Here is an 18726-nt window from a genome sequence, read left to right as displayed (position 1 = left end):
CGGAAAACGGCCTCGGGCACAGGCCCGCTGACGTCTCAGCGCCTGGGGGGCATGCGGGCAATGGGCGCGCGGTCCCGCCCGTCGGCATCGTGGAGGGCCCGTTCGATCCGCAGCACGAGGGCGGCCCTTGCCCGCCGCCGCATGTGCGCCCTGTTGACGCGGATGACACGCCATCCTTCCTCCATGAGGCGGTCGAGGCGGTCGACGTCCTTCTGGTACTGCTCGGCATCGAGACGATGCTGCTCACCGTCGTATTCGACCAGCACCCGGCGCTCGGCATAGACGAGGTCGCCGTATGCCAGGAACCGGCCGGCGGAATCCAGGATGGGTGGGTTCACCTGAGGTTCGGGCAGCCCGGCGCGCGACATCAGCAGGCGCAGCATGGTCTCGCGTGCCGAGTCCGTGCCCGCGCGCAGGTGCGGCAGCGCCGCTCGGAGCGCCGGCGCTCCGTGAGCTCCCGTCCAGCGCCTCACCGCATGGTGCAACGACTCGAGGTCGCTCACGGGATCTTGTCGACGGATCAGTCCGTCGCCCGCCACGATCACCTCCTCCGGGGTCAGCACCGCCGCCAGCTGGCACCATGCGACCACGGGCGGGACGGTCCGGAGACCTCCGACGTGCACGACGGCGACGGGCGGCCGCATCTCGTGTCCTACAACGCCCGCCACTCGCGGCGACCGTCGCGGCCACACCACCCCCACGTGCAGCGGCTCGGATGACGCGTGATGCGGAAGCCGCATGCCGTGGATGTACGCAGCGGTGACGTGGGAGAAGAACTGGTTGCCGGGCATCCGCACCGCATAGCGGCGTGCGCGCGACAGTGTGTCGTCTCCCGAGCCGATGGCCCGTGCGCCGCGGAAGGGCTGCGCGAGATCCGTTCCGCGCAGCCGCTTCGCGGTGACGCCGACGGACAGCGCTTCGGCGACGCTGAACGGTCGCTCATGCAGGGGATCGGGAAGCGGGCGGCGAGGTCTCACGTCGCGATGGTGGCCCGACCCGCTCGCGGCGGGCGTGCGCGGGCGGCGATCTGTGGACGCTTGCCGCAGCCCCGCCCACGTGGAGGGGCTGCGCCACGCAGCGCCCGCCGCCCGGGACCGCGGCCCGATCCGTTTCCCGTCAGTAGATGCCCTTATGTGGCGTCGGAAAGGGCATCTACTGACGGGAAACCGCGCGGAGGGGCGCCGCACGCGGTCAGCCGGCCGCGCGGCCACGCGCCGCCGCCGGGGCGAGTCAGCGGACCGCGTGGCGGCTGACGATGCGCGCCGCGAGGTCGGCGAGGTCGTCGGCGGTGAGACCGGGCCAGCCGTGCACGATGTCGCGCCACTGCGTCGGGATGCCGCCCGCGCCGTAGGCGGCGCCGGCGAGGGAGCCCGCGATGGCGGCGACCGTGTCGGTGTCGTTCCCGCCGCGCACCGCCCGCTCGAGCACGTCCACGAGATCCACACCGGCGCAGATCGCCGACCACGCGCCCTGCAGCGCCTCGACGACCCAGCCGTTGCGCTGGAAGTCGGACGGCTGCTTGCCCTCCGCGTCGTCGAGCAGCAGGGACCAGCGCTCCGCGGCCTCGCCGCCGAGCGCGCCGAGGCCGACGCGCACGTCCAGTTGCCCGGTCAGCACGGTGTGACGGATGGCGAGGCACCACAGCACGCACGCGTCCCCGGCGTCGGGATCGAAGTGCGTCAGCCGGCTGATCGTGCGCGCCGCCTCGGCGAGCCCGCGCTCGTCGTCGAGGAACGCGAGCGCCACCGGAGCGGTGCGCATCACTGAGCCGTTGCCGCCCGAACGGCCCGTGAGCTCGTGCACCTCGCGGCCCGCCGCGGCGGCGGCCTTCGCGTCCGGCTCGCGCAAGCGGGCGAACACGTTCTTCGTCTGCGCTCCGATGTCGCTCGATGTCTCCGCCCAGCGCATCCATTCGCCGACCACCCAGTCGAGCGTGTCGCGGGCGAGCAGGTCGCGCCCGGCGGCGGCCGCCTGGGCGAGCGGCACCGACATGGCGGTGTCGTCCGTCCACTCGCCCGGAGCGAATCGCGTGCCGCGCTCGCCGCGCATCTCGACCGGCACGTCGGGAGCAAGCGGCGGCTGGAACTCGTAGGCGGCTCCGAGGGCATCGCCGGTCGCGCATCCGAGCAGCACGCCGACGGCGCGATCCGTCACATCCATGACCCCTTGCTAGCAGGGCGGGCGGCGCGGACGAAGCCGACGCAGGGTACTTGGAGCGCCCGACGAGCCGCGGGCTCGGGATCTGACAGCCGAAGCCGGCGTCGTCAGGAGCCGGCGGACCATTCCGGGCGCAGCTTCTCGATCCCGTCGAGGATGAGGTCGAGGCCGAGCTGGAACTCGAGGTCGTAGTCGTAGCCCGAGCGGGCGAGCTCGACGACGACCTCCGCGAGGTAGGGGAACATCGCGGCGATCGCCGCCGGGTCGGGCTGCGCGCTCTGCTTCTGTGCGGCGACGACTCCGGACTCCTCAGGCGTCTCGAACGGCAGGGTCTTCTGCTGCAGCGCGAACCCGTACACGTACGCGTCGAGGGTGGAGGTGCAGTGCACGGTGGTGCGGAACGAGAATCCGGATTCGCGCAGGCAGCCCATCATCGCGTCGTGGTGCCGCAGGTTCTCGGGTCCGGGCGACATGCGGGACTCCATCAGCCCGACCGCCCACCGATGCCGCGAGAGCGCGTCGCGCAGCGACACGGCCCGGCCGCGCATCGCGGCCTTCCATCCGGCGGAGCTGTCGGGCAGCTGCACCTCGGCCCAGACGAGGTCGACCATGCCGTCGAGCAGTTCGTCCTTGTTGGCGACGTGCTTGTAGAGCGCCATGGGCACGACGCCGAGTTCCTGCGAGAGGGTGCGCATCGTGAAGCCGTCGAGACCCACCCGGTCGGCGAGTGCGACGGCCGTGCGCAGCACCGTCTCCCGGTTCAGGCGCGGGCGTCGCGCGCTCGGATCCTCTGCCACCGGCTCACTCCATCCACGTCGCGGTTTGACAAGGTGTACGCAGTACACCTACGGTGATCCCATCAAGGTGTACCAAGTACACCACAACCTCGTCGAGAGGCACCGCCGTGCAGCCCAGCAGAAGGAGCGCCCTCATCGTGGGTGTGCTCTTCGTCATCACCTTCGTCTCGGCCATCACCGGCGCGGCCCTCTACACGCCCGCGCTCACCGACCCCGGATACGTGCTCGGCCCGGGTTCCGACACCATGGTGCGCTGGGGTGCGGTGTGCGAGATCGTGCTGGCCATCGCGAACATCGGCACGGCCGTGGTGCTGTTCCCGATCCTCCGGCGGGTGAACGAGAGCGTGGCGCTCGGCTACGTCGCCGCCCGCGTCATGGAATCGGCACTCATCGGCGTCGGCATCCTGAGCGTGCTCTCGATCGTGACGCTCCGCGAGTCCGGTGGCACGGATGAGGGTGCGCTGCTCGTGGCGGCGCGTTCCCTCGTCGCCGTGCACGACTGGACGTTCCTTCTCGGCCCGGGCTTCCTCGCGGGCTTCGGCAACGGCCTGCTGCTCGGCTACCTGATGTACCGCTCCGGCCTCGTGCCGCGCGGCATGGCGCTCGTCGGGCTCATCGGCGGGCCGCTGCTCTGCCTCTCCGGCATCGCGGTGCTGTTCGGCTGGTACGCGCAGGATTCCGTCTGGTCGGGGCTCGCCACACTGCCCGAGATCGTCTGGGAGGGCTTTTTGGGCATCTGGTTGATCGTCAAGGGCTTCCGCCCCTCCCCGGCCGCCGCACCTGCGGATGCCCGACAGCCGCGGCTCGCCGGCTGAGCCGGAATCGACGAAAGGACACCACGATGCGCGCGATCGTCCAAGAACGGTACGGATCCCCCGAACGGCTGCGGCTCGCGGAGGCGGACGACCCCGCCCCCTCACCGCACGAGGTGCTCGTGCGCGTGCGGGCCGCTTCGGTGAACGCCTACGACTGGCACGTCATGCGCGGCGATCCCTACATCGCGCGGCTCATGGCGCCCGGGGTTTTCGGTCCGCGCGGCCCGAGGCGGCGCATCCGCGGGCGGGACCTCGCCGGCGTCGTCGAGGCGGTCGGCGACGCCGTGACCACCCTGAAGGTGGGGGATGCGGTGTTCGGCGACATCGGACTGGTCGACGGGGCCTTCGCCGAACTCGCGCGGGTGCCGCAGGACCGGCTCGCACGGATGCCCGCGGAGCTCGGATTCGAGGAGGCCGCCGCGGCGCCCCTCGCGGGCACAACCGCCTACCGTGCACTCGTGGAGCTCGCCGAGGTGCAGCCCGGCCAGCGCATACTCGTCAACGGGGCCTCCGGCGGAGTCGGCACCTTCGCGGTGCAGATCGCCGTCGCGCTCGGCGCGGAGGTCACGGCCGTGTGCAGCACCCGGAACGCGGAACTCGTGGCCGCGCTCGGCGCGGACCGCGTCGTCGACTACCGCCGCGAGGACTTCACCGAGTCGACCGCACGCTACGACACCGTGCTCGACCTCGTCGGCAACCGGGCGCTCGACGAGCTGGCGGGTGTCGCCGCCGACGACGGCGCACTGCTGCTCTCCGGTGGCGGCACCTCGAACGGGCCCACGGTGTTCGGTCCGATGCGCCGACTGATCGCGGCGCAACTGCGCGCCCGGTCCCTCCCGCAACGGGTCGTCGTGATGACCGGCGACCCGCCCGTGACCGAGAGTCTCGCGGGGCTCGCCGGACTTGTCGAGCGGGGTGCCGTGCGTCCGATCATCGACCGCTCGTACCCGCTCGAGCAGGTGCCCGACGCGATCCGCTACGTCGAGACGGAACACGCCCGCGCGAAGGTCGTCATCACCGTGTGACGCGGGGCCCGGCCGCGCGCCGCCATCCGCGCGGTTCGCGTCAGGCCCGTTCCCGTCGCTGCAGCCCGCGCCCCTCGTGCCACGACTCGATGACGAGCACTTCGGCGTCCTCGTCGACGCGGGTGAGCACGACCTCACGCACGTCGAGCCGGAACTGTCCCGCTCCAGGATGCTCCGGATCCTCCCGGCCGACGAACTCGACGGCGTTCCCGGCGAGCTTCGCGTCTCCGCGCCACTCGCTCTCCGCCCCTCGCCGCACGAGCGTCGGCGAGTGGATCGCCACGCGTGGGTCCCGTCGGACGTCCCGCAGCTTCAGCGAGTCGCGGAGCATGCCGAACTGCACATCGCCGTCGAGGAACTCCATCTCGATGCCGCTGATGCGCGGGGAGCCGTCGGCTCGCAGGGACGCGATGGTCTTGTCCCGCCCCGCTTCGAACAGCTCACGCACCCGCCGCGCCAGCTCGGGCGCTTCCGTCTCCACTCGCGTCCATCCGGCCATGCCCGTACGGTAACGCGCACCTCCGACGGGGAGGCGGGGCGGAAGAGCCGCGAGTGAGCCGACCGCCCCTAGCCGCCGACGACCGGACCGAAGTGCGCCGGCAGCACCCCGCGGTGCGTCTCGCGCAGCTCGTCGAGCGACACGGAGAACAGGCCCTGCACGTCGAGGCCGACGGTCGAGTCGGTCACGCCGATGCGCATCACGGGGAAGCCGCGGCCTTCGCACAGACCGAGGAACCGCACGTCGTCCTCGCGCGGCACCGACACGATCACACGGCCGGTCGACTCGCTGAACAGCGCGGTCGCCGCGTCGACGCCGTCCCGCTCCTCGATCTCGCGCAGCCAGACGCGGGCGCCGAGACCGAACCGCAGCACGCTCTCGACGAGCGCCTGGGCGAGACCGCCGTCGGCGAGGTCGTGCGCGGATCCGATGAGCGACTCGGATGAGGCGGCCGCGATGAGCTCGCCGAGCGCCTTCTCGCGGGGCAGGTCGACCACGGGCGGCACGCCGCCGAGGTGACCGTGCACGACTCCCGCCCACGCGGAGCCGTCGAGCTCCTCGAGGGTCGTGCCGAGCAGGTAGATGTTGTGTCCGTCGTCCTGCCAGCCGGAGGGGATGCGGCGGGCGACGTCGTCGATCACGCCGAGCACCGCGACGACCGGGGTCGGGTGGATGGGCACGTCGCCGGTCTGGTTGTAGAACGACACGTTGCCGCCGGTGACGGGGATCTCGAGCTCGAGGCAGCCGTCGGCGAGCCCCTCGACCGCTTGCGAGAACTGCCACATCACCTCGGGGTTCTCCGGGCTGCCGAAGTTGAGGCAGTCCGAGACACCGACCGGGGTCGCGCCGGTGACCGACACGTTGCGGTACGCCTCGGCGAGCGCGAGCTGAGCACCGCGGTACGGGTCGAGGTAGCAGTAGCGGCCGTTCGCATCCGTCGCCACGGCGAAACCGAGACCCGACTCCTCGTCGACGCGCACCATGCCGCCGTCGTCGGGGTAGCTCAGCGCGGTGTTGCCGAGCACGTACTTGTCGTACTGGTTGGTGATCCAGCTCTTGTCGGCCTGGTTCGCGCTGCCGAGTAGCTGCAGCAGCTGGCCGCGCAGCTCATCCGCATCCGTCGGGCGCGGCAGCTTCGAGGCGGAGTCGGCCTGCACCTCGTCGAGCCACTTCGGGTAGACGATGGGGCGCTCGTAGACCGGTCCGTCGACGGCGACGGTGCGCGGGTCGACGTCGACGATGCGCTCGCCGCGCCACTCGATCACGAGGCGGCCGGTGTCGGTGACCTCGCCGAGCACGCTCGTCTCGACGTCCCACTTCTTCACGACCTCGAGGAAGGCGTCGAGCTTGTCGGGGTGCACGACCGCCATCATGCGCTCCTGGCTCTCCGACATGAGGATCTCCTCGGCGGTGAGCGACGGATCGCGCAGCAGCACCTTGTCGAGCTCGATGTGCATGCCGCCGTCGCCGTTGCTCGCGAGTTCGGAGGTGGCGCACGAGATGCCGGCTGCGCCGAGATCCTGGATGCCCTCCACGAGCTCGTTCGCGAACAGCTCGAGGCAGCACTCGATGAGCACCTTCTCGGCGAACGGGTCGCCCACCTGCACGGCGGGGCGCTTGGTCGGTCCCCCTTCGGAGAACGTGTCGGAGGCGAGGATGGACGCGCCGCCGATGCCGTCGCCGCCCGTGCGGGCGCCGAAGAGCACGACCTTGTTGCCCACGCCGCGGGCGTTCGCGAGGTGCAGCTGGTCGTGCCGCAGCACGCCGACCGCGAGCGCGTTGACGAGCGGGTTGGCCTGGTACACCGGGTCGAACCAGGTCTCGCCGCCGATGTTCGGGAGGCCGAGGCAGTTGCCGTAGAAGCTGATGCCGCTCACCACACCGGGGAGCACGCGGGCGGTGTCGGGGTGATCCGCCGCACCGAAACGCAGCGCATCCATCACCGCGACCGGGCGGGCGCCCATCGAGATGATGTCGCGCACGATGCCGCCGACGCCGGTCGCAGCACCCTGGAACGGCTCGATGTACGACGGGTGGTTGTGGCTCTCGATCTTGAAGGTGACGGCCCAGCCCTCGCCGACGTCGATGACGCCCGCGTTCTCGCCCATGCCGACCATGAGGTTCTTCTTCATGGCGGGGCTGACCTTCTGGCCGAACTGGCGCAGCCAGACCTTCGAGCTCTTGTAGGAGCAGTGTTCGCTCCACATCACCGAGTACATGGCGAGCTCACCGCTCGTGGGGCGGCGGCCGAGGATGTCGCGGATGCGCTGGTACTCGTCCGGCTTGAGACCGAGTGCCGCGTACGGCTGCTCCTTCTCGGGCGTGGAGGCGGCGACGTCGACCGAATCGACGGGGGCGATGGAGGGGGTGCTCACGTGGCGGGTGCTCCTGGATCCGAGGGCGTGCCGTACCGCTCGATCCTACCGGCGCGGTCGGATGCGGTCGGTCGTTGCGCCGTGACACGGGCGGGCCGTCGGCGTAGCCTCGGCGCATGAACGGCTCCGATGCCCCGGGCGAGGTGGACGCCTACATCGACGCGCTGCCCGAACGGCGTCGGGAGGATGCGCGGGTGCTCCGCCGGCTGATGGAGCGCGCGACCGGGCATCCGGCGACGCTCTGGGGCACGATGATCGGGTTCGGCCACGTGCACTACCGCTACGAGAGCGGCCGTGAGGGCGACACCTTCGCCGTCGGCTTCGCCCCGCGCGCCTCCGCGATCACCGTCTACAACATCCACAACGCCTACGACGAGGGATCGGGTGCGGCGCTCGCCGACCTCGGACCGCATACGACCGGCAAGAGCTGCATCTACCTGAAGCGCCTCGATGGCATCGACCTCGACGTGCTCGAGCGGCTGGTGCGCGAGGCCGCCGCGAAGGCCGGCTGACCCCGCTATCCGCACACTTCTGCGGGCGACCAGCCCGTCGCGCCCGCGCGGGTCCGCAGACATCGCGTGCTTCGAGCGCAGGCGACGGGGCGGATGCCGCCTCCGGATCCGCTACGCGTCACGCGAACATCCGTGACGCGCACGGGTCGCTCCTCGTAGCGTGGGAGCCGGCGATGGTGCTGCCCCTTGTTCCCGACCCGGAGGTACCCCCTTGCCGTTCGATGTCATGCCCTGGCTGGAGTTCGCCGCGTGGGTGCTCGGCGCCCTCATCGCCGCCGTCGCGATCGCCGCACTCGTCGCCGTGATCGTCCGCTCGCTCGCGAAACGCCGCGGCTGGGACGAGCGGCACATCGGGCGCGTGCGGCGACCGTTCCGCGTGCTGCTGTTCCTCGTCGGCCTGTGGATCGCGGTCGGCGTCGCGTTCCCGAGCCGCGACCTGATCGTGCCGCTCGACACCACCCTGCGGCTGCTCGTCATCGGCGCATCCGGGTGGCTGGGCGCCGGCATCGTGAGCTTCGCGTTCGAGAGCGTGCTCGGACGCTGGCGCACGGATGTGGCCGACAACCGGGTCGCGCGCCGTGTGCGCACGCAAGTGCTCATCCTGCGCCGCGTCGTCGTGGTGATCATCGCGATCGTCACGCTCGGCGCCATGCTGCTCACCTTCCCGGAGGTGCGCGCGGTCGGAACGAGCCTGCTCGCCTCCGCCGGCGTCGCGAGCATCGTCGCCGGTCTGGCCGCCCAGTCGGTGCTCGCCAACATGTTCGCCGGTGTGCAGCTCGCGTTCTCGGACGCCATCCGCGTCGACGACGTCGTGGTCGTCGAGGGGGAATGGGGCACGATCGAGGAGATCACGCTCACCTATGTCGTCGTACACATCTGGGACGATCGGCGGCTCGTGCTGCCCTCCACCTATTTCACGAGCACTCCGTTCGAGAACTGGACCCGCCGCAACAGCGAACTGCTCGGCTCCGTCGAGTTCGACCTCGACTGGCGCGTCGCGCCGTCGGCGATGCGCGAGGAGCTCGACCGCATCCTCGCCCGCACCGACCTGTGGGACGGCCGCGTCAAGGTGCTGCAGGTGACGGATGCGGTCGGCGGCTTCGTGCGCATCCGAGTGCTCGTCACGGCGAAGGATGCGCCGACCCTGTTCGACCTGCGCTGTTTCGTGCGCGAGGAGCTCATCGAGTGGATGCACGAGCACGCCGGGTCCGCGCTGCCGAGGCAGCGCGTGCAGCTCGTCGAGCAGGAGCACCGTCCGCAGCGGCGCGACGCCGTGAGCGAGCACAACGGCCTGTTCTCCGGCAGCATCGAGGCGCAGCAGCGCGCGTCGGACTTCACCACGGCCATCCCCCTGCCCGACCTCGACGACGAGCCCGAGTCGGACCTCGCCGAACGCGCCCGGGGTCGCGGCGACAGCTGAGGCGGGGCACCCCGCGGGGGTCTCGATACGGCGGCTTCGCGCGCCTACTCGACCGGCGGGAGGGCGGGTACCCGCTGGTCGAGTAGGGCGCCCTGGCGCCCGTATCGAGACCTCCCGACCGCGGCCTCGGCCCCGGGCATCCGACCGACTCAGGGGGCGGCGAGCTCCGGCGATGGCTCCCCCGTGCGCAGCCAGTGCGCGAGCACGCGGTGGAACAGCTCCGGGTCCTCCGCGCTCCACTGGTGGTGCATCCGCGGCGCGATCCGCGTCACGACCGCACTCGAGCGCGCGCTCAACGACGGGAAGGAGTCGCGCGTGAGGCGCGGTTCGGCGCCGCCGGCGATCGCGAGCAGCGGCACCGCGGCGTCGCGCAGCCGGTCGAGCTCGACCGCGGGCACGCCGTCGTACACCTGCCGCATCAGGCGCGTCGCGCTCGAGCGGTCGATGCCGAGCCCGGTCCGCACGAACTCGTCCACGGCGTCGGCGGGCAGCCGGAAGGCGCGGGCCGTCGCCTTCCAGTACGCGGGCGAGCCCCACATCCGCAGCTGCAGCAGCCCGAGGTGCCGCGTCAGCCCACGCACGCCGTCGACGATCGCCCCCGTGACGAGCGTCGAGCGCACGACATTCGGATGCCGCGCCGTCAGCACCACGGCGAGCACGGCCCCGAGCGACAGCCCGACGACGTGAGCCCGCCCGTCGTGGCCGTGTTCGCGGATGAGGTCGGCGAGCCGGTCGGCGACGTCGGCGAGGTCGGTCCACGGCTCGTCCGCCGATCCGCCGAACCCCGGCAGGTCCGGCACGATCGCGTGGTGGTCGGGCAGCGCTTCGGCCTGTTCGTGCCACATCCATCCGGCGACGTTGCCGCCGTGCACGAAGAGCACGCTGTCGCGGGCCTCGGGGTGGTACTGCGCGACGTGCATCAGAGGGTCCTCTCCAGTTCGTCGACCCAGGCGAGCTCGGCCTCGAGGTGCAGGACGCCGTTGCGGAGCGTCGCGGTGCGCAGTCGGGCGGCGAGGTCGCCGTCGGGCGCGGGCAGCGACCGGAGGGCATCCCGTCGGCGCTGGGCCTCGGCGCGGCGCTCGCCGATGAGCGCGCGGATGAGGGCGGGGTCGTTCTCGCGTCCGGCGAAGAAGATGCGGGCGAGGAACGGTTCGCGGTCCGGCTCGTGTTCGGCGGGGGAGCGCAGCCAGCGCGACAGCTCGGAGGATCCCTCCGCGGTGATCCGATGCTCGCGGCGGTCGGGCTTGCCTGCTTGCGGAATCACCTCGACCTCGACGAGCCCGTCGGCCTCCAGGCGCGCGAGCGTGCGGTATATCTGCGCCTGGTCGGCGGACCAGAAGTGCGCGACGGAGCCGTCGAACGCCTTCTTGAGGTCGTACCCGGTCATCGGGCGCAGGTCGACGAGGGCGAGGATGCAATGGCGGAGTGACACGCTCATAGTAGACCACGCACATATAAGACCCCGCAAGTATGCGTGCAGTCGACGCGGTCGTAGGGTCGACGCGTGACGACGTGGACCGCGGGCGATCCCGGCGTGCTCGAGTTGCCGTCGGGGCGGCGTGTGCGCGGTCGGGGATTGCGGCATCCGCTCCCGGCCGGACCCGAGCCGCACTTCGTCGTCTACCTGCTCGGGCGGAGGCCCGCGCCCGTGGCGTGGGACGCGCGGTGGGTGCGCTGGCCCGACTTCCGGTTGCCCCGGGATCCGGCGGACGCGGCCGAGGCGTTCCGGCACGCGTGGGAGCGTTCCGCCGACGAGCGGGTCGAGATCGCGTGCGGTGGCGGGCGCGGACGCACCGGCACAGCGCTCGCGTGCCTCGCCGTGCTCGACGGGGTATCGGGGGCAGATGCGGTGGCGTTCGTGCGCGGCCGCTACCACCGGCGCGCGGTCGAGACGCCGGCGCAGCGCCGGTACGTCGAGCGGTTCAGCACCGACTGAGTGCCGCGCTCCACTCGAGCAGGTCAGCGTCGAGCGTGCCCGTTTGCGACGGTTTTCCCGGCGAATCGAGGCATTTCCTGTCGCGAACGGGCACGCTCGACGGCGCCCTTCGACATGCTCAAGGGCGCGGGCGGTGACGCGTCAGGCGCGGGCGAGCGCGCCCTGCACGAGGGAGGTGAAGATCGTGAGGCCGTCGATGCCCGAGCGCATCGCCGCGGGCGTGTCCGGACCGAAGCCGGGCTCCACCGCGTGCTCCGGGTGCGGCATGAGGCCGACGACGTTGCCGCGCTCGTTGCTGAGGCCGGCGATGTCGTTGATCGACCCGTTCGGGTTCACGTCGAGGTAGCGGAACACGACGCGCCCGTCGCCCTCGATGCGGGCGACCGTCTCGGCGTCGGCGATCCATCCGCCTTCGCCGTTCTTGAGCGGGACGACGATCTCCTGGTCCTGCTCGAACCCGTTCGTGAACGCGGTCGAGGTGTTCTCCACGCGCATCCGCTGGTCGCGGCAGATGAACTCGCCGTGGTCGTTGCGGATGAGGCCGCCGGGCAGCAGGTGCGCCTCGACGAGGATCTGGAAGCCGTTGCAGATGCCGAGCACCGGCATGCCCTTGTTCGCGGCGTCGACGACCTCGCTCATGATCGGCGAGAGCGCGGCGATCGCGCCGCAGCGCAGGTAGTCGCCGTAGCTGAAGCCGCCGGGCAGCACGATCGCGTCGACGCCCTTGAGGTCGTGGTCGCCGTGCCAGAGGGCGACGGCTTCGCCGCCGGCGAGCCGCACGGCACGCTGGGCGTCCCGGTCGTCGAGGGATCCGGGGAAGGTGACGACGCCGACGCGCATCAGTGGGTCTCTCCCGCCATCACGCTGTCGTCGTGGTGGATGGCCACGACGTCTTCGATCACGGCGTTCGAGAGCACCGTCTCGGCGAGGTGACGCACCTGCTCGAGCAGTTCGGCATCCACCGGCCCGTCGACCTGGATCTCGAAGCGCTTGCCGACGCGCACACCGGTGATGCGCTCGGCGCCCATCCGGGTGAGGGCGCCGGCCACGGCCTTGCCCTGCGGGTCGAGCAGTTCGGCCTTCGGCATGACGTCGACGACGATGGTGGGCACGGCGGACCGCCTTCTCGTGAGGGGTGGAGTAGGACGATTCTACCGGAGTCGTCCGCGGCTCACTCGGTGAGGTCGACGACGTGGTCGGCGCGCTCCCGGGTGCCCTCGATCAGCCGCGCGTTGGTCTCGTCCGGGCCGAGCGACCAGGCCCGCGCGGCCTCCTCCGTCTTGCCGAACCGCACGTGCCGTTCGATGAGTCGGGCCAGGCGGATGTCGTGGGCGAGCGACACGAAGAAGGTCACGTCGAGCAGGGGTGCGACACGCTCCCACCCGCCCTCGTCGTGCAGCAGGTAGTTGCCCTCCACCACGACGATGCGCGTGGATGCCGGATACACGAGCGCGTCGGCGACCGGCTCCTCGATGCGCCGGTCGAATCCGGGCGCGCGCACCTCGCCCCGGGCATCCCGCACCGCCTGCAGCGTGGCGACGAACCCGTCGACATCGAACGTGTCGGGCGCGCCCATCCGGTCGCGGCGGCCGAGTTCGATCAGGCGCCGCTGGGGCAGGTGGAACCCGTCCATCGGCAGCAGCGCAGCGCCGTCGCCGAGCTCGTCGACGAGTCCGTCGGCGATCGTCGACTTGCCCGCCCCGGGCGCCCCGGCGATGCCGACGAGGGTGCGGTCGCGACCGTCGGCGACGGCGCGCACCGTGTCGAGCAGCTCGGGGATGGTGCGGATCACGGCCACGGCAGCTCCAGTCCGTCGAGGGCGAAGTGCGCCCAGTCGCGGTAGCCCGACGCGCTCGGGTGGAACCCATCGCGCGCGAAGAACCCGTCGGTGTACGGCGGCGGAGGTGCCGACATCGTCGCGTCACCCCGTGCCTCGACGACGGCGCGCGCCGCGGATTCGAGGCTGCGCGTGTGCAGCGACAGCGTGCGCCGCAACGGCTGCGGGAAGACGGTGAAGCGGTGGAACGCCGGCAGTGACGACAGGATGAGCACCGCACCCGGGCTCGCGGCGCGCAGAGCGCGCAGCAGGATGCCGACGTCGCGGGCGAACGCCCCTCGCGATCTCAGGCGCAGGGCGTCGTTGGCGCCGACGCTCAGCAGCACGACATCGGCCGGCTCGCGCACGGCTTCGACGAGGTGACGGTCGAGCAGCTCCCGCGAGGTGGCCCCGCTCTCCCCGACCGCTCGCCAGTGCACGCCGCGGCCGGTGCGTTCCGCGAGCACGTCCGCGACGTGACCGGCGAGCGCCTCGCGGTGGTGTTCGACGCCCACCCCGACCGCGGTCGAGTCGCCGAACACGAGCAGGCGCAGCGGATGCGGTCCGTCGACGGTGCCGTTCCATGGACGTGCCGCGGGCGGCAGGATCGGCACGTCGCGTTTCACCCGGCGTGCCTGAATGAGCAGCACCGGCGCCAGGGCCGCCGCGACGGCGCGCGAGGAGCGGAGGGCGAGCGACATCGGGCCCCACGCTACCGCGGGGCGCCCGCCGTCGATAGTGTTGTGAACGCCGTCCACAAGGAGCAGCATGCCACCGTACGACCCCCGGCTCTTGACCGCCCCCACCGGTCCCGTCGTAGCGTCGCCGTCATGAGCGTCGCCCCCGCATCCGTCGACCTCGTCGCGCTGCAGCGGCGCACCGTCGGCGTGCTCGTCACCGGTCAGGTGCTCGGCGGCATCGGAGCCGGTGCGGTGCTCTCGATCGGCGCGCTGCTCGCGGTCGAGGTCTCCGGATCCGAGGCCTGGGCGGGTGCCGCGGCGACCGCCACGACGCTCGGCGCGGCGGCTGCGGCGGTGCCGCTGGCGCGCCTCGCGCAGCGCGCGGGCCGGCGCATCGCCCTCGGCAGCGGCACCCTCGCGGCCCTCGTCGGAGCGGCGGTCGTCGTCGGCGCGACGGCGCTCGCCGCCTTCCCGCTGCTGCTCGTCGGTTACGCGGTGCTCGGCATCGCCAACACGGTCGGGCTGCAAGCGCGCTTCGCCGCGACCGACCTCGCCGAGCCGCGGAACCGCGGTCGCGCCCTCTCCGTCGTCGTCTGGTCCACGACGGCCGGTGTCGTCATCGGTCCCAATCTCTTCGCACCGGGCGAGGAGATCGGCCGCGTGCTGGGGATGCCCGAACTCACCGGGTCCTTCGTCATCGCCGTCGTCGCGCAGGCGATCGCGGGCGCCGTGTATCTCGTCGGGCTGCGCCCGGACCCGTATCTGCTGAGTCGCACACTCCCGGTCGTGCCCGACGAGGAGCGCCCGGCCGGTGGCGAGGTGCGGGCGCGGCGCCTCGTCGTGTTCGCGATCACCGCGATCGCGTGCGCCCACGCGGTCATGGTCGGTGTCATGGCGATGACGCCCGTGCACCTCAGCCACCACGGCACGGGAGTCGCCCTCATCGGGTTCACGATCAGCCTCCACGTCGCCGGGATGTTCGGACTCGCGCCCGTCTTCGGCTGGTTGAGCGACCGCATCGGCCGCGTGCCGGGACTCCTCGTCGGGCAAGCGCTCATCGCGGCGGCCCTCGCGTTCGTCGGGTTCGGCGCGGATGATCCGACCCTCGTCACGGTGGGGTTGGTGCTGCTCGGCCTCGGCTGGAGCGCCTCCACCGTCTCGGGCAGCGCCCTCGTCGCCGATCTCGTGACGGGGAGTGCCCGTCCGCGGATCCAGGGCCGCACCGACCTCATCATGAGTGCGGCGGGCGGTGTCGGCGGTGCCGCGGCCGGCCCCGTGCTCGCGCTCGTGGGCTACGCCGGACTCGCGGCCTGGGCCGCTCTCATCGTGCTCGCGGTCGTGGTCGCCGCGGTGCTCGTGCGCGGCCCGCTCGCGCGCTGAGCTCAGTCGATCCGCACGTCGAGCCGCTCCGCATCCGCGGCGGCGAAGGCGAGCATGCGCTCGGCCTCGTCCCGGATCTCGTGGCGCGTGCTCGCGGCGAGCGGCTCGAGCGGGTCGACGGTGAGCACCGTGCGATCGGCTCCGCGCTCGAGCTTCCAGAGGGCCACCACCCGTCCGTCGACGAGCACGGTCGGGAAGACCATCGCCCCGATCGACACCCGGGCCCGGGCCGCGTCGGTCATGAGCCGCGAGCGGTCGGCGAAGGCGACCATGAGATTGTCGAACTCGGGCAGCAACCGCACCGGCGGGGTCGCCTCGTCGTTCACGAGCGGCAGGTCGGCGAGGTCCACGAGCTCGACGCCGTCCACCACGTACCGCCGCAGCTCGTTCCCCATCGTGTCGATCACCTCGCCGAGCCCGCGCACGCCGCTCCACGCCTGCACATCGCGGGCGGTCGCGGGCCCGTATCCGGTGAGGTAGCGGCGTACGAGCTCCCGCGGGTCAGGACGGTCGTCGAGCGCACGGCCCAGGTACGACTCGGCGAGGGTGAACGGGGTCGCGCCTCCGCGCCGCCACGTGCCGTGGGGTGGCGGATGCACGACCGCGACGAGTGCTTGCGCCGACCAGCCGAGCGCGTCGGCGTGCACGTCGGGCCACCGGACGGCGAGACGATCTCGCAATTGCGGGCGGGTGAGCTGCTCCCCGGCGAGGTGCTCCCGTGCGAGCCGCGCGAGTTCCGTGAGGTCGACGTCGCCCATCACGCGCCCCCACCCCGCGCGCTGCGTGCGAGCGAGCGTCGGCGCGATGAGCGGTCGTAACCACACGTAGTCGTCGGCGAGCGCGACATGCTGCGTACCGCGCAGGAGCGACCCGCGCACGACCTCCCGGAGCGTCACGAGGTCCGTGAGGTCGTCGAGCGCGAACCCCTCGAGTCGCGACCACAACCCGAGGTAGGGCGCATCGGCCGCTTGCGCCTGCATCCCGACCAGCTGGCGCACGACCTCGCTCGTCGACCCTTCCGCCCGGCGCAGCAGGTACTGCCGGTCGAGCGTCGTGAGTGCGAGCCGACGCGCGTGGATGCGGTCCGGGGAGGTCATCGACCGTCGATCAGGCGGGCGAACGAGCGCAGGTCGCCGACGAGCAGTTCGGGCACCTCGATCGCGGGGAAGTGGCCGCCGGTGTCGAACTCCGACCAGTGCGGTAGCGCGTGCTGCGGGTCGACGAGGGCCCGCACGGTGTGGTCGGCGCCGAAGACCGCGACCCCGTTCGGCACGAAGTGGGCCGGCGGCGCGCTCTGCCCGGATGCGGCGAAGGCACGGAACGCCTGCATGCCGTCGAAGGTGACGTGCGCCGCGGTCGCTCCGGTGCCGGTGAACCAGTAGAGGCTCGCGGTCGTGAGGATGACGTCGTCGTCGACGCCGTCTCCCGACCACTCGTCGAACTTCTCGGCGATCCACGCCAGCTGGGCGATCGGGGAGTCGACGAGGGCGTAGCCGATCGTCGACGGACGCGTGGACTGCAGTTGGAGGTAGCCGAGACCGTTCTGCTGCCACTCGGTGAACCGGTCGAGCCGGCGACGGTCGGCTTCGGATGCGTCGGGCAGTTCGGGAGCGGGGGCGAGCGGGAACGGACTCGGTCCGGCCACGTGCACTCCCGCGACCCGGCCGGCACCCACGAACTCGAGCACTCCGGCGACGCCGGCGCCCACATCCGTGCCGTGCACGAGGTAGGAGCCGTACCCGAGCTCGTCCATGAGAGCGACCATGACGCCCGCGACCCGTCCGAGGTCGCCGGTGCCCGGCCCGACGTGCGGCGAGAACCCGAATCCGGGCAGCGAAGGGGCGACCACGTGGAAGGCCGGTTCGCCCGCGGCGGGCGCGGTCAGCGGCCGGATGACCCGCTCGTACTCGGCGAACGTGCTGGGCCAGCCGTGCAGGAGCAGCAGCGGTCGGGCATCCGGATGCTCGGAGCGGGCGTGCACGAAGTGCACCCGCTGGCCGGGCAGGTCGGCGGTGAACTGCGGGAGCGAGTTCAGCTGCGCTTCACGCGTTCGCCAGTCGAACTCGGAACGCCAGCGGTCGGCGAGGTGGCGGAGGCGGGCGGCCGAGATGCCGCGGCTGCCGTCGTCGGCGTCGACGACGGGATCGGACCAGCGGGTCTGCTCGAGGCGACGGTGCAGGCCGTCGAGATCGGAGTCGGGGATGGCGATGGAGAACGGGGTCGGTGTGCTCATGACGACGACGTTACGACCGCTACCGGACAGGATCTGGCCTCAATTCCACATCTGTGGAACGAGAGCCCGCAGGAGAGGATCAGCCGCGGTCGGGAGTGGTCACCCGGATGAGGTTCGCCCACGGATCGTCGAAGGCGACGGTGCGACCGTCGTCGCGCGCCTCGACGCCCGAGTGCCGCATCCGCTCGGTCAGTGCGCCGAGGTCGTCGTCACTCGGCACGACGATATCGACCTGGCCGAGACCGAGGGTACGCTGACGTCGTCCGGCGCCGGCGCTGTTCCACACGTTCATCGCCATGTGGTGGTGGTACCCGCCCGCGCTCACGAAGAGCGCCGATCCAGGCAGTTCGGCCGTCGTCTCGAAGCCGAGTTTCTCGACGTAGAAGTCGCGTGCCGCATCCACGTCGCCGACCGAGAGGTGCACGTGCCCGACCACCGGGCGGCTCGTGCTCGGGTCGTCGAGCGCCTGCTGCGTGAGGTTCTGCTGCAGGAACGCGTTCGGATCGAGGAACAGGGTCGACATCTCGATGCGTCCGTGCACCCAGCTCCACTGCGACCGGTCCCGATCCCAGTAAAGCTCGACCCCGTTGCGCTCGGGGTCGTCGAAGTAGAACGCCTTGCTCACGAGGTGGTCGGAACTGCCGGTGAACGATCCCGGGTGCCGCGTCGCCACGTTGTACACGGCGGCCGCGAGCGCGGCCTCGCTGTCGAACAGGATCGCCGTGTGGAACAGCCCGGCCTGTCGCGGTGCGGCGTGCCGCAGCTCGGGGGAGTGCCGCAGGCGGATGACCGGCACATCGCCGCGCCCGAGGGTGACGACGGCGCCCTCCGATCCGATCACGTCGAGCGTGACGGCGTCGCGGTAGTACGCGGTCATGCCGTCGAGGTCCGCGACGTCGAGCGTCACCGGTCCCATCGCGGTGTCGGCGGCGAGTCGATCGGTCATGGCGTGTGGAACGCCCGGCCGGCGGGGCGCATTCCGGTGCAGGGGCGGCGCCCCCACGAGGTGAGGTGACGCCGAGTGGCGTCGAAGGCCCCGGATGGACGCGGGTTGCGGGGCGTTCGACGCCCCTCGCCGGCC

Annotated in this window: 20 protein-coding genes; 6 read left to right on the top strand and 14 right to left on the bottom strand. The window is 71.9% G+C overall.

Features of this window, described 5'->3' with window-relative positions; genetic code table 11:
• Window positions 1-35: 35 nt before the first annotated feature.
• The 3 genes from CLV46_RS15405 to CLV46_RS15395 all read right to left on the bottom strand — a co-directional run bounded on the left by CLV46_RS15405 (window position 36) and on the right by CLV46_RS15395 (window position 2954).
• Window positions 36-977 carry a DUF559 domain-containing protein gene (locus tag CLV46_RS15405; RefSeq protein WP_100365588.1) on the bottom strand — a complete coding sequence of 314 codons (942 nt, stop codon included), beginning with the start codon at window positions 975-977 and terminating at the stop codon, window positions 36-38.
• A 253-nt stretch (window positions 978-1230) separates the two neighbouring features.
• Complete coding sequence (locus CLV46_RS15400; RefSeq protein WP_100365587.1) at window positions 1231-2160, bottom strand: ADP-ribosylglycohydrolase family protein; 930 nt, start codon at window positions 2158-2160, stop codon at window positions 1231-1233.
• Between the two features lie 104 nt (window positions 2161-2264).
• The gene (locus CLV46_RS15395; protein WP_245866944.1) at window positions 2265-2954 is read right to left on the bottom strand and encodes a TetR/AcrR family transcriptional regulator C-terminal domain-containing protein; all 690 of its coding nucleotides are present in this window, start codon (window positions 2952-2954) and stop codon (window positions 2265-2267) included.
• 107 nt (window positions 2955-3061) lie between these two features.
• Between CLV46_RS15395 and CLV46_RS15390 the strand changes: the two genes are divergently transcribed.
• Both CLV46_RS15390 and CLV46_RS15385 read left to right on the top strand, forming a co-directional pair.
• Complete coding sequence (locus tag CLV46_RS15390; protein WP_100365586.1) at window positions 3062-3769, top strand: DUF4386 domain-containing protein; 708 nt, start codon at window positions 3062-3064, stop codon at window positions 3767-3769.
• Between the two features lie 26 nt (window positions 3770-3795).
• Window positions 3796-4794, top strand: coding sequence for an NAD(P)-dependent alcohol dehydrogenase (locus CLV46_RS15385; RefSeq protein WP_100365585.1), 999 nt, complete (start codon window positions 3796-3798; stop codon window positions 4792-4794).
• A 40-nt stretch (window positions 4795-4834) separates the two neighbouring features.
• On the opposite strand, the gene CLV46_RS15380 is transcribed toward CLV46_RS15385, so the two are convergent.
• Both CLV46_RS15380 and purL read right to left on the bottom strand, forming a co-directional pair.
• Window positions 4835-5293 carry a pyridoxamine 5'-phosphate oxidase family protein gene (locus tag CLV46_RS15380; protein ID WP_100365584.1) on the bottom strand — a complete coding sequence of 153 codons (459 nt, stop codon included), beginning with the start codon at window positions 5291-5293 and terminating at the stop codon, window positions 4835-4837.
• A 68-nt stretch (window positions 5294-5361) separates the two neighbouring features.
• Window positions 5362-7668, bottom strand: coding sequence for a phosphoribosylformylglycinamidine synthase subunit PurL (purL, locus tag CLV46_RS15375; protein ID WP_100365583.1), 2307 nt, complete (start codon window positions 7666-7668; stop codon window positions 5362-5364).
• 116 nt (window positions 7669-7784) lie between these two features.
• Here purL and CLV46_RS15370 point away from each other — a divergent pair, with 116 nt between their 5' ends.
• Window positions 7785-8180 carry a DUF1801 domain-containing protein gene (locus CLV46_RS15370; RefSeq protein WP_100365582.1) on the top strand — a complete coding sequence of 132 codons (396 nt, stop codon included), beginning with the start codon at window positions 7785-7787 and terminating at the stop codon, window positions 8178-8180.
• A gap of 226 nt (window positions 8181-8406) precedes the next feature.
• Entirely contained in the window at window positions 8407-9600 is a 1194-nt protein-coding gene (locus tag CLV46_RS15365) for a mechanosensitive ion channel family protein (RefSeq protein ID WP_100366103.1), read from the top strand.
• A gap of 149 nt (window positions 9601-9749) precedes the next feature.
• Here CLV46_RS15365 and CLV46_RS15360 read toward each other — a convergent pair whose 3' ends face one another.
• Both CLV46_RS15360 and CLV46_RS15355 read right to left on the bottom strand, forming a co-directional pair.
• Window positions 9750-10520, bottom strand: a complete 771-nt coding sequence (locus CLV46_RS15360) for an alpha/beta fold hydrolase (protein ID WP_100365581.1) — start codon at window positions 10518-10520, stop codon at window positions 9750-9752.
• A complete protein-coding gene (locus CLV46_RS15355; protein ID WP_100366102.1) occupies window positions 10520-11032 on the bottom strand; it encodes a helix-turn-helix transcriptional regulator in 513 nt (170 codons plus the stop codon). Before CLV46_RS15355 ends, CLV46_RS15360 begins: the two co-directional genes overlap by 1 nt.
• 72 nt (window positions 11033-11104) lie before the next feature.
• Between CLV46_RS15355 and CLV46_RS15350 the strand changes: the two genes are divergently transcribed.
• Window positions 11105-11536 carry a protein-tyrosine phosphatase family protein gene (locus CLV46_RS15350; RefSeq protein WP_100365580.1) on the top strand — a complete coding sequence of 144 codons (432 nt, stop codon included), beginning with the start codon at window positions 11105-11107 and terminating at the stop codon, window positions 11534-11536.
• Between the two features lie 141 nt (window positions 11537-11677).
• Here CLV46_RS15350 and purQ read toward each other — a convergent pair whose 3' ends face one another.
• The 4 genes from purQ to CLV46_RS15330 are packed head-to-tail and all read right to left on the bottom strand — an operon-like array spanning window position 11678 to window position 14053.
• Entirely contained in the window at window positions 11678-12376 is a 699-nt protein-coding gene (purQ, locus tag CLV46_RS15345) for a phosphoribosylformylglycinamidine synthase subunit PurQ (RefSeq protein WP_100365579.1), read from the bottom strand.
• The gene (gene purS / locus CLV46_RS15340) at window positions 12376-12648 is read right to left on the bottom strand and encodes a phosphoribosylformylglycinamidine synthase subunit PurS (RefSeq protein WP_100365578.1); all 273 of its coding nucleotides are present in this window, start codon (window positions 12646-12648) and stop codon (window positions 12376-12378) included. Before purS ends, purQ begins: the two co-directional genes overlap by 1 nt.
• Window positions 12649-12707: 59 nt before the next feature.
• Complete coding sequence (locus CLV46_RS15335) at window positions 12708-13334, bottom strand: nucleoside/nucleotide kinase family protein (RefSeq protein ID WP_245866939.1); 627 nt, start codon at window positions 13332-13334, stop codon at window positions 12708-12710.
• Window positions 13325-14053 (bottom strand): SGNH/GDSL hydrolase family protein, encoded by a 729-nt coding sequence (locus CLV46_RS15330; RefSeq protein ID WP_157802357.1) that lies wholly within the window; start codon window positions 14051-14053, stop codon window positions 13325-13327. Before CLV46_RS15330 ends, CLV46_RS15335 begins: the two co-directional genes overlap by 10 nt.
• A 129-nt stretch (window positions 14054-14182) precedes the next feature.
• Here CLV46_RS15330 and CLV46_RS15325 point away from each other — a divergent pair, with 129 nt between their 5' ends.
• A complete protein-coding gene (locus tag CLV46_RS15325) occupies window positions 14183-15412 on the top strand; it encodes an MFS transporter (protein ID WP_100365576.1) in 1230 nt (409 codons plus the stop codon).
• 2 nt (window positions 15413-15414) lie between these two features.
• On the opposite strand, the gene CLV46_RS15320 is transcribed toward CLV46_RS15325, so the two are convergent.
• The 3 genes from CLV46_RS15320 to CLV46_RS15310 form a co-directional block, all read right to left on the bottom strand.
• Complete coding sequence (locus CLV46_RS15320; protein WP_100365575.1) at window positions 15415-16509, bottom strand: winged helix DNA-binding domain-containing protein; 1095 nt, start codon at window positions 16507-16509, stop codon at window positions 15415-15417.
• Window positions 16506-17645: an epoxide hydrolase family protein gene (locus CLV46_RS15315; protein WP_100365574.1), complete on the bottom strand. Its 1140-nt coding sequence runs from the start codon at window positions 17643-17645 to the stop codon at window positions 16506-16508. The genes CLV46_RS15320 and CLV46_RS15315 overlap by 4 nt, the downstream gene beginning before the upstream one ends.
• A 79-nt stretch (window positions 17646-17724) precedes the next feature.
• Window positions 17725-18591, bottom strand: a complete 867-nt coding sequence (locus tag CLV46_RS15310; RefSeq protein ID WP_211282210.1) for a VOC family protein — start codon at window positions 18589-18591, stop codon at window positions 17725-17727.
• Window positions 18592-18726 lie beyond the last annotated feature (135 nt).

Origin of the sequence: Diaminobutyricimonas aerilata (assembly GCF_002797715.1) — a bacterium.
Classification (GTDB): domain Bacteria; phylum Actinomycetota; class Actinomycetes; order Actinomycetales; family Microbacteriaceae; genus Diaminobutyricimonas; species Diaminobutyricimonas aerilata.
Note: the sequence above shows the minus strand (reverse complement) of the source record. Positions and strands in the feature narration are given on the sequence as shown.

Bases quoted from the DNA above. Each gene is read 5' to 3' on its own strand.
- CLV46_RS15365 (WP_100366103.1), top strand. From the start codon at position 8,407: ATGCCCTGGCTGGAGTTCGCCGCGTGGGTGCTCGGCGCCCTCATCGCC.
- CLV46_RS15370 (WP_100365582.1), top strand. From the start codon at position 7,785: ATGAACGGCTCCGATGCCCCGGGCGAGGTGGACGCCTACATCGACGCG.
- CLV46_RS15400 (WP_100365587.1), bottom strand. From the start codon at position 2,160: ATGGATGTGACGGATCGCGCCGTCGGCGTGCTGCTCGGATGCGCGACC.
- purQ (WP_100365579.1), bottom strand. From the start codon at position 12,376: ATGCGCGTCGGCGTCGTCACCTTCCCCGGATCCCTCGACGACCGGGAC.
- CLV46_RS15315 (WP_100365574.1), bottom strand. From the start codon at position 17,645: ATGAGCACACCGACCCCGTTCTCCATCGCCATCCCCGACTCCGATCTC.
- CLV46_RS15325 (WP_100365576.1), top strand. From the start codon at position 14,183: ATGAGCGTCGCCCCCGCATCCGTCGACCTCGTCGCGCTGCAGCGGCGC.
- CLV46_RS15310 (WP_211282210.1), bottom strand. From the start codon at position 18,591: ATGACCGATCGACTCGCCGCCGACACCGCGATGGGACCGGTGACGCTC.
- CLV46_RS15330 (WP_157802357.1), bottom strand. From the start codon at position 14,053: ATGTCGCTCGCCCTCCGCTCCTCGCGCGCCGTCGCGGCGGCCCTGGCG.
- CLV46_RS15360 (WP_100365581.1), bottom strand. From the start codon at position 10,520: ATGCACGTCGCGCAGTACCACCCCGAGGCCCGCGACAGCGTGCTCTTC.
- CLV46_RS15385 (WP_100365585.1), top strand. From the start codon at position 3,796: ATGCGCGCGATCGTCCAAGAACGGTACGGATCCCCCGAACGGCTGCGG.
- CLV46_RS15320 (WP_100365575.1), bottom strand. From the start codon at position 16,509: ATGACCTCCCCGGACCGCATCCACGCGCGTCGGCTCGCACTCACGACG.
- CLV46_RS15380 (WP_100365584.1), bottom strand. From the start codon at position 5,293: ATGGCCGGATGGACGCGAGTGGAGACGGAAGCGCCCGAGCTGGCGCGG.